Here is a 13212-nt window from a genome sequence, read left to right as displayed (position 1 = left end):
TATCAAAACTGTCCAACCGTACAGGTGGCAAAAACATTACAGTTACGTTTTTAGGTCAGCGTGCGTCGCACGGGGAGTCAGGCATGGAAGCTGGGAATGGGCTGCAGGAAATCGCATCGGGCGCCGCAGGCTGGCCCGTTGTGCCCATAGAGCGCCAGCGCAAAGGTGGACTGGTAGACCAGATCGTGGCGGCGATCAGCGCGATGGTGGCTGGGCGCGAACTGCGCGTGGGCACCAAAATGCCTTCCGTACGCCAATTTGCCAAGTGTAATGGCATCAGTACCTTTACAGTTGTGGAATCCTATGACCGCCTCGTGACACTGGGGCTGTTGTCGTCACGCCGCGGTTCCGGCTATTTCGTGGCCAGACAGGACCTTCCGGCCACATTGCTGCCCTCCACCATCCACGCCATCCCCAATGCCATCGACGCGCTGACGCCGGACCTGTATTCGGGCGTATCGGAAGCGCTGCCGGTGGGCGCGGGCTGGCTGCCGCCGGACTGGTATGGCGAAGACACCATCCTCGACGCCGTGCGTCAGGCCATGCGCATTCCCGCCAACCGCCTGCGCGGCTATGGCCACCCGCTGGGTTTTCCCTCGCTGCGCCAGCATCTGGCCACCACGCTGGGCGATGAACTATTCCCCATCGAAGCCGACCAGATCCTGCTCACCCATGGCGCCACCCACGCTTTTGACCTGATCCTGCGCACGCTGACCAAGCCGGGCGACACCGTGCTGGTGGAGGACCCCGGCTACAGCAACCTGCTCTCGCTGATCCGCCACCATGGCTGCGTTGCCGTCGGCATTCCGCGCGGCGAACAGGGGCTGGATATGGAAGCGCTGGCGAAACAGGCCGCCCAGACCCAGCCCAAGCTCATGTTCGTCAACACTGTGCTGCAAAATCCGCTCGGCACTTCGCTCAGCGTGGCACAGGCGCACCGGCTGCTAGGTCTGGCCGAGCAGTTCGACTTCTGGCTGGTGGAAGATGACATCTACCGCGAACTGGCACCACGCGGCGAAGCTTCGCTGGCCGCCATGGACGGCTTGCGCCGCGTGATACGGGTGGGTAGTTTTTCCAAAACGCTGTCGCCGGTGCTGCGGGTGGGTTCGATCTGCGCATCCGCCTCGCTGATACCGGAACTGCTGCGGGTAAAAATGCTGGCCGGCCTGACTACCTCCGAAATCAACGAACGCGCCGTGTTCCACGCCATCACGGCGCGGCCCTACAGGCGCATGGTGGATAAGCTGGTCAGCCAGCTCGATGCAGGACGCGAGCGCACCATCGACAGTCTGGCCACTGTGGGCATGGCGCCGATTGCGCGTCCGCGTGGCGGCATGTTCGTCAGCGCTGGCTGGCCTGACGCACCAGGCGCCGAATGGAACGGCAAGCTGATTGCCGATCTGGCCCTGAAATCCGGCATCCTGCTCTCGCCGTGCGACTTCTTCCTGCTGCGCGCACCGGAAACCATCTGGTTCCGCTTCAACGTCGCGTATGCCGATCATCCTCAACTGCTGACCTTCCTGAGACAACTATGTCGACCATAAAGAGCCCCACGGAAGCAGCGCCGAAAATCAAACGGCGCGTCCTCAATCGCGACAAGCTGGAAGCGGACATCACCGCAATGGCGGTGCGCGTGTTTGCCGAATGCGGTTACGAAGGTACTTCGATCGCCACCGTGGCAGAGAAAGCCGGGCTATCGAAACAGAACCTGATGTACTACTTCCCCACCAAGCAGGCGCTGTACCAGCGTGTGCTCGATGAAGTGCTGGACGAATGGCTGGAGCGGATGGAGCATCTGGCGGCGGAAGATCAGGAACCGGCCGAAGTGCTGCGCACTTACATCCAGGCCAAGCTGAAGTTCTCGCGCGAGCAGCCGTGGGCTTCGCGCGTGTATGCGATGGAAGTGATCAGCGGCGCCCAGCTCTACGGCGCGCAGATCCAGCGCCGCGTGATTCCGCTGCTGCGCAAGGACATCGAAGTGTTCGAAAAGTGGATAGCTGCAGGCAAAGTGGCGCCGATTAACGCCACCCATCTGCTGTTCGCCATCTGGGCCATGACCCAGTCCTATGCCGATTTCTCGGCACAGATGGCACTGGTACTGAACCACAAGCAGCTGACCAAAAAGGATTTCGACGATGGCGAGCAGGCCATCGTCAACATGGTGCTGGCGGCGATCAGCGTGCCGCAGCACGCTGGCGCCGACGCGCCATAAAGCCCACTACGCCCAGACCGGCCAGCAGCATGGCATAGGTTTCCGGTTCCGGTACCGGTGCCATATAGCCCTGTACCGTGGTCGGTTTGAAGAAGTGGTTGGCATTGATCTGCACCGAGGACAGCCAGTTATCCACCACCACATTACCGTTGATGACACCACTGCCACCATTCACGGTAGCCAGCGGCGCCAGAATATTCGCCGTCAGGCCCGTGTGGATGCCCAGATCCTTGGCCTGATAGAAGTTGAACAGCACGTTGTACTTCTCGAAGCCCGAATAGCCGCCGTTAAAACCGCCAGTCGTGCCGCTAATATTGAAGATCAGGGTGGAACCGGCTGTCAGATTGCTGAAATTGAAGTAGCTTACGCTCGATAAGGTCTGGGCGTCGAGGTTGATGACTTCCACCGCGCTTTTGCTGCCGCTGATATTCAGGCCGCCCCACTGCACCGTGGCACTGCCCGTGGTGGACAATTTGGTCAGCGAGGTCGAGGTGTTTTTCAGTTGCGTACCCAGCGCCGCCAGATTGGCCGGCGCATTCGTCGCGCCTTTCCTGATGGTGCCGTACACATCCACCGACTGGGTCACACTGGCCGTGCCACCCACATAGGTGTAACCGTTCTTGATGGAACCACTGGTGAAACTCAGATTGCGGCCGGCGATCAGCGAATAGCTGCCGTAAGCATCGAAATTCTTGACGTTGACCGAGTAGTTGCTAAGCTGAACATCGCGGCCAGCCAGTATGGAACCTTCCACATCTGCACTAGGTGCCTTGAAATCCGTCAGCGCAAACACATTGGCGCCATGCAGACTCAGATCGACTACCCCGGCTTGCGTGCTACCTGCAGCCGCCATAGTCATGCATGCAACAGCAACGGCGGATTTGAATACTGGCTTCATCTGAATTTCCCTCAAAGAAACTTAACTTACTTCAAGGATAGCACAACTAATTTCCATGTGGAATTATTTTTCCACATGGAAATTAAAATATGCTTGTTTTCAGATTTTTGCTATTTTTATCTTATTGCTTTATTGCTTGCGACGGCGCGCCACGGCGCCCATCAGACCCAGACCGGCCAGCAGCATGGCATAGGTTTCCGGTTCCGGTACCGGGGCGGCAGGGAGATTGCCCGTAAAGCTTTGCAGGTGAATTTCGCCATACTGGTTGAGCGACTTGGCAAATACGCCGCCTTCCACATTGGCGCCATTGATATTGCTGAAGCTGCCGTTGGCCACCAGCACCTGACCGCCAAAGGTCGCACCAACGGTCACGCTGCTGGCACCGGCGAAGTTCCAGATCAGCTTGCTACCGAGCGCCTGCGCCGAGCCGCCGAGGAAGTTGGCCGACACGCTAAGGTTGGCATCATTGGTATTGAAAATCACGGTCGACGCGCCGTGCAGATTGAAATTGAATTCCGCAGTAGTGGACGAGAAGATGCGGCTATCGAGCGTGGTCAGATCGAATACCAGCACGCCATTGACGGCCGTGCCGCTGAAGGTCACAGTGTGGTCGCTATTGCTGAAGTCGACCGACGCACCACTGGTGCCGTGCAGCGCCGATAACTGGCTCGACAGGCCCGTCATCACGTTGCCGAAGTTGGTCGAGGTGGCAGCTGCCAGCGTGCTGTTCATGTTGCTGGTCGGGGCGTTCAGCACCTTGTCATTCAGATTCATATTGGTATAGCTGGACGCATGAATCAGGTTGCCGAAGTTGATGCCATCCGCTGCCCCGACCACCCAGGCATTGCCGCTCAGGCTGGACGAGCTGGCATTGCCGCCGATATAGCTCTCGCCCGAGTTGACGGTGATGCCCTGTACATCGCCCCCCACCACCATGCCCAGACCATTGACGTGGACATTGCCGCTGAGCTTGCCGCCCACGGTCAAGCCCGCATAGGCCGAGGCCGGCGTATCGTTGATGTGCTGGACATAATCGCCACCGACCACATTACCGCCCACATAACTACGGCCATCAACGTGCGAAGTGGAACTGACGTCGCCAGTTACTACCACATTAAACTGCTGCAGCATCTGCTGCGCGCTCAAAGAAGCAGGTACAGGAGCAGCATAGGCGCTGCTGGAAATCAGGGCGGCAACGGCCAGGGCGAAACGGGTAGGCTTGAGCATAAGTTCTCCAAATAAAGAGGCCGTACGCCCTTGCGTCAGCCGAGCTTACTATTTTATAACAACTATTGTAATTTGCGCACTTATTGTTACAAATTAACAATGACTAGTCAGCAACGACCAAACTGGGCTAAGCTGGCACCTCATCGCCACCCTGTACACACCATGCCAGCCTTCCAGCCCGTCCAGCTACGCACGCCCCGCCTGACCCTGCGCTTTCTCACCAGTGAAGATGGCGACGCCATGTTCCGGCTGTTTTCCGATGCCGAAGCGGTGCGCTACTGGAGCTGTGCGCCCTGGCAGGAGCGCACGCAGGCCAGCGACTACCTCGCCCAGACGCTACAGGGCTATGCCAGCGGCAGCAGCCTGCGCTGGGCCCTCGTCGATCAGATTGGCGCCGTGCTAGGCGTGGTCACGCTGTATCACTTCGACCAGCAGAACGCCCGCTGCGACATCGGCTACATGCTGGCCCGCCATTACTGGGGCCAGCGTTATATGCAGGAAGCGCTCGCTAGCGTGCTGGACTATGCCTTCGGCCCGCTCGCCCTGCACCGTGTCGAAGCCGATATCCATCCCGCCAATGCCGCCTCGGTGCGGCTGCTGCAGGGCCTGCATTTCCGCCTCGAAGGCCAGCTGCGCGAACGCTGGTTCGTCAACGGCGAAGTGTCGGACAGCCTGATGCTGGGCCTGCTGGCGCGGGAGTGGCTGGCCGCGCGCACTAAAGCGCCATGAGGCCGGCGGCGCCGGTTTACCATTCGTCGGCCCTTTTCCCGCACTTAACCCTCAGAAACTACCGTTGATCGTATCGCACTCCCCTGCGAAAAATAGCTTTGCTAAAGTAACTCCATCGCCAACCTATCGGGAGTCGCACCATGAAAAAAATCACCGCACAATCCGTCTACAACTTCCTCGAAGAAGTGCTGCAAGCTGTACTGCGCGTGGCACGCTTGGGCGCCCGCCTGCTGCGCCGCATGACGCCGCAGGCGATACTGGCGGCAGCTTTGCTGCTGGCCCTGCTCGTCGCCATCCTGCCACTGGCGCTGGTGCTGTTTGTCGTCTTTATGATCTTCAAGGTGATGGTCGGTGCCAGCTTCGTGCACGGCCGCCGTGACCCGCATTTCAAGGACATCAACTAATGACCAGGTCGCGTCTGGCACAGAGCAGCTACGCCAACGCCAAAAGTCTGCTCGACCTGATCCGTGAAGTGGGCGATACCGCCGTCACGATCTGGTGGCGCTTCTTCGACTGGCTGGCTCAGGTCGAGTGGCGCAAGCTGATCATCGTCTGGGTGCTGTTGCTGCTACTGGGCCTGACGCCGTTCGGCCTGTCGAAACAGGCCATGGCCTTCATCATGCTGTCACTAGGCCTGAAGGTGCTGGCCGGCGGCAAGCGTAAAGCCGAACTGGAAGCGCTGAACGCCCACCATCAGGCCGACGAAGAAAGCATGGAGCGGCGCGTGGTGGAAGCGCGCATGGCAGCCCTGCAGGCGCAGGTCGAACCGCACTTCCTGTTCAACACGCTGGCACTGATAGGCCAGCTGATCGAAACCGATCCGCCGCAGGCCGCCCGCATCCACCAGAACCTGATCGACTACCTGCGCGCCACCCTGCCGCAGATGCGTGCCGCCGGTGCCGGCACACTGGGGCGCCAGATCGAGATGTCGCGCGCCTATCTGGCCATCATGCAGGCCCGCATGGGCGCCCGGCTAGCCGTATCGATCGATGTGCCGCAGGAAATGCAAAGCGCCACCTTTCCCGTCATGACCTTGCAGATCCTGATCGAGAACGCCATCAAGCACGGACTGGAGCCGAAGATCGCGGGCGGCCGCATCGACATCCGCGCCAGCGTCGATCAGGGCGTGCTGCAGGTCGATGTACTGGATGACGGCGTCGGCTTCAATCTGCACGCAGCCGACGGCATCGGCCTGGCCAATGTGCGCGAACGGCTGCGCATCCTGTATGGCAACCGCGCCCAGCTGGTGCTGGAAGCGCCGCTCACGGGAGGCACCCGCGCCAGTGTACGCCTGCCGTATGCACCCGACATTTTTGCCGGAGCCGGTAAATGAATTCCCCCGTGAATTCCCCCGTGAACCCGCCGGCCAGCAGCGACCGCGTCACCGCCCTGATCGCCGACGACGAGGCGCCCATGCGCGCGCAGCTGCGCGCCCGCCTGCAGGAAAGCTGGCCCGCGCTGGAAATCGTGGCGGAAGCGGGCAACGGCATCGAGGCGGTAGAACTGGCTGGCGCACATGAACCCGATATCGTCTTTCTCGATATCCGCATGCCCGGCATGTCCGGCATCGAAGCAGCGCGCCTGCTGTTCAACCGCTGCCATCTGGTGTTCGTCACGGCTTACGACCAGTACGCCATCGAAGCGTTCGAACAGGGTGCGCTCGATTATCTGCTCAAACCTGTGGGCGGCGAACGTCTGCGCACCACCTGCAGCCGCCTGCAGGCACGCGTGGGCCAGCAGCCGCAGGACATCACGCGCCAGCTGGGCGCGTTGCTGGCGCAGCACAGCGCCCCGCCTAAACGCGAATACCTGCGCTGGATACAGGCGCAGGTGGGACAGAACCTGCGCATGATCAGCACGCGCGAAATCCTGTTCTTCCAGGCCGACGAAAAATACACGCGGGTATGCACCGCGCAAGGCGAAGTGCTGATTCGCAAAACCCTGAAAGAACTGGCGGACGAACTCGACCCCGACGAATTCTGGCGCATCCACCGTTCCACGCTGGTGCGGGTGGATGCTATCGACTCGGTAGGGCGCGATCTGCGTGGCCGCCAGATGGTGCGGGTGAAGGGTGTGGAAGCAGCGCTGGAAGTTAGCCGAGGCAACACACATTTGTTCCAGCAAATGTAATCAGGTCTTGTGCCGCATCGGGCTATACTGCATGCGCTACGCTGAACATATCCGTTCTAACCACCTATGGGAGAGAAACATGGACAGCATACCCAAGACCACGCTATGCAATGTCGTACCCTGCATGCGCTACCGCGATGCGCCCGCCGCCATCGACTGGCTGTGCACCACCTTCGGCTTTAGCGCCACGCTGGTGGTGCCGAATGAAGATGGCAGCATCGCCCACGCCCAGCTAGGCTTCGGCAGCAGCATGGTGATGCTCGCATCGGTCGTCGATACCGATTATGGCCGCCTGATCAAACAGCCGCAGGACATCGGCCAGTTCGTCACCCAGAGTACGTATCTGGTGGTGAATGATGCGGACCTCGTGTACGAGCGCGTGCGCGCCATGGCTGGCGAAATCGTGCTCGACATTCAGGACGAGGACTACGGCGGCCGGGGCTTCACTTGCCGTGACCCCGAAGGTCACGTGTGGAGCATAGGCACTTACGATCCGGCGCACGCCCTCAGCTCGCTAACCAGCGACTGATCGGCCACGGCCACGGGACGTATGCGGATAACGTCGCGGTACAGCGGCGGCATGGCTGCGCACATCTCTGCCAGTGCCGTGTCCGTCAATCGGGGCAGCACATACTGGAACTGCGCCGGATTATAGAACGGCAGCGGCCCTTCCATGGTCGAACCATAGGCGCCCAGATTCATGAAGCTCAGGGCGCTGGCGTCGGGCCCCAACGCAAACACGAAAGTACCCTCTTTCGGGTGGCCCAGATACTGCTGCACTTCCTGCTGGCGTTCCGGCGTCGCACCGGCCATCAGCTTGTAGCGCAACTGGGCGTAGGCACGCGTAATTTCCATGAACGCGCTGCGGATGCCGGACTGGCCCAGACGGCCCCCCATGCATAGCAGCAGGTTGCCGAAACCATCGAGCAGTGCCACCGCATCACCTACCCCGCCATGCTCGCGGTCGCGCTGCATGGCCTGTGCAAGAAAGGGCGCCAGCCCTGCATCAGGCTGCTGCGGCATGCTGCGATAAGCCAGCGCATCGGGATACAGCTGCTTCAGACCCTGCACGATGGCATGGTCGGTGGGCAAGGTGGTGGGATCGCGCAGCTGCTCGCGCGGCAGATCGTTCTGGAACAAGGCCAGCACGGCTTCCGAAGTGGCCTCGAATACCAGCGAGCACAGCGCCTGCGTAGGTTCCGCAATCGTCTTGCCGATGAAGAAGGACTTGGGCGCCGCACCGGAGGCGCTGCGACGGTAGGACGAAGCACCGAGCACGGCCGGATAGCTGAAGCTGGCCGCCGCCTGCGCCTGCAGCGTGGCTGGCAATGCGCTAAAGCTGGCGGCATCATCATAGTTGATGCCGGCATTGCGGTCCGGGGCGGCCACCAGCACGTTGAAGCCGGCCGCCAGTATCGCCCCCGTACACATGCAGCAGGGGTCGAGCGACGTCACGATGGTCACTTCGTGCGGTGCAGGCAGTGCCGTGCCGCGTGCTTTTTCGGCAAAATACCAGTCTATCAGCTGGCGTTCGGCGTGGGCGGTGGGATCGAACACCAGTCCCTGCTTGATGACATTGCTGTGCACGGATTGCAGCACATTGCCGTGCTGGTCCAGCATCAGGCCGCCCACCCCGAAAGTGCCCTGGGTTTTGGCGCTGATCGCTTCTGCCGCAGCAATCGCCACGGCAGCTTGCACATCGATGGTTTTCTTGTAGGCCACTGGTTTCTTCAAGGTCTGACTGGGTTACTTCTTCAGGTCGGCGCCGCCGAAGGCATGCGGCAACTGCGCCGCCGCCGTCGTTTCGAAGATATCGCCTTTCAGGTTGGTCAGCAACACGGGCAGCTCATTGCCACCCAGTTCCAGCGTTACCTGACGGCAGGCGCCGCAAGGTGCTATCGGGCCATCCGTTTCGCCGATCACGGCCAGTGCAGCAAAATCGCCGGGCTGGTAGCCGGCGGCGATGGCGCTGAAGAAGGCCGTGCGTTCGGCGCAGTTGCACAGACCGTAGGAGGCGTTCTCCACATTACAGCCATGGAAAACCTTGCCGTCCCGCGCCAGCAGCGCAGCACCCACCTTGAAATTCGAATAGGGCGTATAGGCCTTGAGCCGCGCAGCGGCGGCTTCGGCAATCAATTCCTGTTGATTCATCAGGCGTCTTTCGCTTAAGGACGGATGGTACGGTAGATTACCGGATTAGCAACCGGTGCTACCACGCTGATCTGATAGGCGGCCTGCACTTCACGCACAGCCTGCTCGGCCGCTTCCTGCGTGCGGGCATGCACCATAGCCAGCGGCTGGCCTGCTTCCACCTTATCGCCCAGACCGACCAGATCGGTCAGGCCGACGGCGAAGTCGATAGGATCGGCAGCACGGCGGCGGCCGCCACCGAGGCTGACCACGGCCAGCCCCAGGCCGCGGCAATCGGTGCTGCTGGCATAGCCCGCGCTGAGCGCCGGAACCGGGACCACGATAGGTGCGCGCTCCAGATGGCGATCCGGGTTTTCCATCAGATCGGCCGGGCCGCCCAGCGCCACCACCATGCGGGCAAAGCGTTCTGCTGCGCTGCCGTTATCGAGGCAGGCTTGCAGCTTGGCGCGCGCTTGCGTTGCGTTGTCGGCCAGTTTGCCCAGCACCAGCATTTCGGCGCACAGCGCCATGGTCACTTCATGCAGACGGGCCGGACGCGAACGGCCACTCAGGTAGTCGAGCGCGCCGCGCACTTCGATGGCGTTACCGGCATACGGCGCCAGCGATTCGTTCATGTCGGTCAGGATGGCCGACGTCATCATGCCCGCGCCATTGCCTACTTTAACGATGCTGTCGGCCAGTTCCACCGATTTATCGTAAGTCGGCATGAAGGCGCCGCTGCCTACTTTCACGTCCATGGCCAGCGCATCGAGGCCAGCCGAGAGTTTTTTCGACAGGATGGAGCCGGTAATCATGGCCACCGATTCCACCGTGGCCGTGACATCGCGCACGCCGTAGAAGATTTTGTCCGATGGCGCCAGCGACGAGGTCTGGCCGATGATGGCCACGCCCACTTCTTTCACCACTTTGCGGAACAGTGCGTTGTCCGGCACCGTGGTGTAGCCGGGGATGGAATCGAATTTATCCAGCGTGCCGCCGGTGTGACCCAGACCCCGGCCCGAAATCATCGGCACGTAGCCGCCGCAGGCTGCCACCATAGGGCCCAGCAGCAGCGACACCACATCGCCCACGCCGCCGGTGGAGTGCTTGTCGACTACCGGACCATTCAGGTCGAGCGAGCGCCAGTCCAGCACTTCGCCCGAATCGCGCATGGCCAGCGTGAAGGCGACGCGCTCGTCCATCGTCATATCGTTGAAAAACACCGCCATCGCCAAAGCGGCGATCTGGCCTTCGGTGACGCGGTTGGAGGTAATCCCGCCCACAAAGAACCGGATTTCTTCGGCACTCAGCACACCGCCGTCACGCTTCTTGCGGATGATCTCTTGAGGTAAAAACATGGAACACTCCACTTGTATGAGGTATTGAAAGCACAAAAGCGGGTCCGCAGACCCGCCCTACTTTGCCGCTATTGACACGGCGCTGGCTGCTCCCTGCGGCTTAAACGCCGTAAGGAATCCAGATATTTTTTACTTGCGTGGCATGGGCCAGCACGGCACGGCCACCGGCTTGCGCCGTGCTATACCAGTCGCGGCCCCTGGCGCCGCCTACCCAGGTGCGCTTGAGCGAAGCAGCCGACAGGCGCTCCACTTCGGCGCAGCCGGCAGCGGAACCATCGTGGCGCCATACGGCATCGATATCGCTGTGCGTGGCCAGCGTACGGGCCAGCTCATCGGCGCTACCCGTGATGATGTTGACCACACCACCCGGCAGATCCGAAGTATCGAACACCTGATACAGATCGGTGGCCGACAGCGGGTGCGCTTCCGACGGCACCACCACCACGCGGTTACCCATCGCGATGGCCGGCGCGACCAGCGAGATGAAGCCCAGCAGCGGTGCTTCGTTCGGGCAGACGATGCCGATCACGCCAAGTGGTTCGTTCAGCGCCACGGTAATGCCATGCATAGGCGGCTGGTGTGCCAGACCATCGTATTTGTCGGCCCATGCAGCGTAGTAGAACAGGCGTTCGATGGAAGCCTGCACTTCTTTTTCTGCATTGCGGTCGCCCGTCATGGCAGCGATGCGGGCAGCAAATTCGTCGGCGCGGGCTGCCAGATTTTCGGCGATGTAATACAGCACCTGCGCGCGGTTGTGCGCCGTGGCTTTGCTCCAGCCGCCAGCTTTGTGGGCTGCTTCCACCGCATTGCGAATGTCCTTGCGGTTGCCTTCGCCCACTTCGGCGATGAAGCTGCCGTCCACGCCGTGGATGGCGCGGCTGTAGGCACCGTCAGGGCGGGCCTGCTTGCCGCCGATGTACAGCTTGGCCGTACGGTCGATGGCGAAACCGCCGCCGGTAGCCAGCGTGGCCTTGGCTTTGGCCTTGCCCTGCTCCGGCTGTACCGGTGCGGCAGGACGGGCGTCTTCGGCCAGCGCCGTCATGTATTCATACATGCCTTCGCGGCCGCCTTCGCGGCCATAGCCGGATTCGCGGTAGCCGCCGAAGCCGCAAGCGGCATCGAACTGGTTGGCCGTGTTAATCCATACCACGCCAGCCTTGATCTGCGGCGCCATGTCCAGCGCCAGCGAAATGTTCTCGGTCCATACGCAGGCAGCCAGACCGTACACGGTGTTGTTGGCCAGTTGTACGGCTTCGGGCGGGGTGCGGAAGCTCATCGCCACCAGCACAGGGCCGAAGATTTCGGCCTGCGCTACGGCAGCGGACGTGGAAGCGCCGGTAATCAGCGTAGGCGGATACCATGCGCCACTGGCAGGGATGTCGCACGCTGGCTGGTACACGGTGCAGCCTTCGGCGCGGGCGGTATCCACCAGACCGGCGATGCGCTGCTGCTGGATAGGATCGACCAGTGCGCCGATGTCCATCGACTTGTCCAGCGGCGAACCGAGGGTCAGCTTGTCCATGCGGGCGCGCAGCTTGGCAAGGAATTTATCCTGCACGGATTCCTGCACCAGCAGACGCGAACCGGCGCAGCACACCTGGCCCTGATTGAACCAGATCGAATCGACCAGACCTTCGACGGCAGCATCGAGATCGGCGTCGTCGAACACGATGAACGGCGACTTGCCGCCCAGTTCCAGCGACAGCTTCTTGCCGCTACCGGCGCTAGCCTGACGGATCAGACGGCCCACTTCGGTCGAGCCGGTAAAGGCCAGCTTGTCGATGCCCGGATGGGTAGCGATGGCTTCGCCCACGCGGCCGTCGCCCGTGACGATGTTGACCACACCGGCCGGTACGCCAGCCTGTACGCAGATTTCGGCGAACAGCATGGCAGTCAGCGAAGTGAATTCGGCCGGTTTGAAAACGATGGTGTTACCAGCGGCCATGGCAGGGGCGATTTTCCACGCCAGCATCAGCAGCGGGAAGTTCCACGGCACGATCTGGCCCACCACGCCCACGGCGCGGTAGTCGGCGAATTCTTCTGCCTGCAGCTGGGCCCAGCCAGCGTGATGGTAGAAGTGACGCGCTACCAGCGGCAGATCGACATCGCGGGTTTCGCGTATGGTTTTGCCGTTGTCCAGCGTTTCCAGCACGGCGAACAGACGCGCGTGCTTCTGCATCAGGCGGGCCAGCGCGTACATGATCCTGGCGCGGCCATGACCGCCCAGTGCCTGCCAGCCCGGCTGCGCAGCGCGTGCTGCGGCCACGGCGCGGTCCACGTCGCTGGCGGTGGCTTGGGTCAGGTCGGCCAGCTTGCTGGCGTCGGCCGGATTGATGGAGGCGAACAGTTCACCTGCTTCACTCCACTGGTTATTGATGAACAGGCCGAAGCTACGGCCATGCTGGTCCAGCCATGCTTGCGCTTCTTTCGTGCTTTCGGGTGCAGGGCCGTATTCCATGGTGTTGAGGATCTCTTTAATTGATGGCATGACGTGTCCGATATTCTGTAGGCTAAGGTGCGCGCTGAAT

Annotated in this window: 13 protein-coding genes; 7 read left to right on the top strand and 6 right to left on the bottom strand. The window is 61.5% G+C overall.

Translation table 11 applies throughout. The annotated features are described in order from the left end of the window. The first annotated feature begins 83 nt into the window (after window positions 1-83). Together GTP27_RS06935 and GTP27_RS06930 are read left to right on the top strand one after the other, a co-directional pair. Entirely contained in the window at window positions 84-1544 is a 1461-nt protein-coding gene (locus GTP27_RS06935; protein ID WP_161038444.1) for an aminotransferase-like domain-containing protein, read from the top strand. Further along, window positions 1532-2212, top strand: coding sequence for a TetR/AcrR family transcriptional regulator (locus GTP27_RS06930; RefSeq protein ID WP_161038443.1), 681 nt, complete (start codon window positions 1532-1534; stop codon window positions 2210-2212). Before GTP27_RS06935 ends, GTP27_RS06930 begins: the two co-directional genes overlap by 13 nt. On the opposite strand, the gene GTP27_RS06925 is transcribed toward GTP27_RS06930, so the two are convergent. Next, window positions 2175-3110 carry a choice-of-anchor A family protein gene (locus GTP27_RS06925; protein WP_161038442.1) on the bottom strand — a complete coding sequence of 312 codons (936 nt, stop codon included), beginning with the start codon at window positions 3108-3110 and terminating at the stop codon, window positions 2175-2177. The two genes, GTP27_RS06930 and GTP27_RS06925, sit on opposite strands and share 38 nt — an antisense overlap. A gap of 129 nt (window positions 3111-3239) precedes the next feature. Next, a complete protein-coding gene (locus GTP27_RS06920) occupies window positions 3240-4337 on the bottom strand; it encodes an FxDxF family PEP-CTERM protein (RefSeq protein ID WP_229633480.1) in 1098 nt (365 codons plus the stop codon). Between the two features lie 162 nt (window positions 4338-4499). Here GTP27_RS06920 and GTP27_RS06915 point away from each other — a divergent pair, with 162 nt between their 5' ends. From GTP27_RS06915 to GTP27_RS06895, 5 genes are all read left to right on the top strand, one after another. Beyond that, window positions 4500-5066, top strand: a complete 567-nt coding sequence (locus tag GTP27_RS06915) for a GNAT family N-acetyltransferase (RefSeq protein WP_161038441.1) — start codon at window positions 4500-4502, stop codon at window positions 5064-5066. A 140-nt stretch (window positions 5067-5206) separates the two neighbouring features. Continuing rightward, window positions 5207-5470 carry a hypothetical protein gene (locus GTP27_RS06910; protein ID WP_161038440.1) on the top strand — a complete coding sequence of 88 codons (264 nt, stop codon included), beginning with the start codon at window positions 5207-5209 and terminating at the stop codon, window positions 5468-5470. After that, window positions 5470-6399: a sensor histidine kinase gene (locus GTP27_RS06905; protein ID WP_161038439.1), complete on the top strand. Its 930-nt coding sequence runs from the start codon at window positions 5470-5472 to the stop codon at window positions 6397-6399. The genes GTP27_RS06910 and GTP27_RS06905 overlap by 1 nt, the downstream gene beginning before the upstream one ends. Further along, window positions 6396-7196: a LytR/AlgR family response regulator transcription factor gene (locus tag GTP27_RS06900; protein WP_161038438.1), complete on the top strand. Its 801-nt coding sequence runs from the start codon at window positions 6396-6398 to the stop codon at window positions 7194-7196. Before GTP27_RS06905 ends, GTP27_RS06900 begins: the two co-directional genes overlap by 4 nt. A 79-nt stretch (window positions 7197-7275) precedes the next feature. Then, window positions 7276-7725 carry a VOC family protein gene (locus GTP27_RS06895; RefSeq protein ID WP_161038437.1) on the top strand — a complete coding sequence of 150 codons (450 nt, stop codon included), beginning with the start codon at window positions 7276-7278 and terminating at the stop codon, window positions 7723-7725. Here GTP27_RS06895 and GTP27_RS06890 read toward each other — a convergent pair. From GTP27_RS06890 to GTP27_RS06875, 4 genes are all read right to left on the bottom strand, one after another. Continuing rightward, entirely contained in the window at window positions 7683-8918 is a 1236-nt protein-coding gene (locus GTP27_RS06890; protein ID WP_161038558.1) for a nucleoside deaminase, read from the bottom strand. The genes GTP27_RS06895 and GTP27_RS06890 overlap by 43 nt on opposite strands. Window positions 8919-8942: 24 nt before the next feature. After that, the gene (locus tag GTP27_RS06885; protein ID WP_161038436.1) at window positions 8943-9347 is read right to left on the bottom strand and encodes a cytidine deaminase; all 405 of its coding nucleotides are present in this window, start codon (window positions 9345-9347) and stop codon (window positions 8943-8945) included. 14 nt (window positions 9348-9361) lie between these two features. Beyond that, the gene (gene deoA / locus GTP27_RS06880) at window positions 9362-10684 is read right to left on the bottom strand and encodes a thymidine phosphorylase (RefSeq protein WP_161038435.1); all 1323 of its coding nucleotides are present in this window, start codon (window positions 10682-10684) and stop codon (window positions 9362-9364) included. Between the two features lie 100 nt (window positions 10685-10784). Beyond that, window positions 10785-13172 carry an aldehyde dehydrogenase family protein gene (locus GTP27_RS06875; protein WP_371865894.1) on the bottom strand — a complete coding sequence of 796 codons (2388 nt, stop codon included), beginning with the start codon at window positions 13170-13172 and terminating at the stop codon, window positions 10785-10787. Window positions 13173-13212 lie beyond the last annotated feature (40 nt).

Source organism: Duganella qianjiadongensis (assembly GCF_009857915.1).
GTDB lineage: Bacteria > Pseudomonadota > Gammaproteobacteria > Burkholderiales > Burkholderiaceae_D > Rugamonas > Rugamonas qianjiadongensis.
This window is presented reverse-complemented; position numbering and strand designations above follow the sequence as displayed.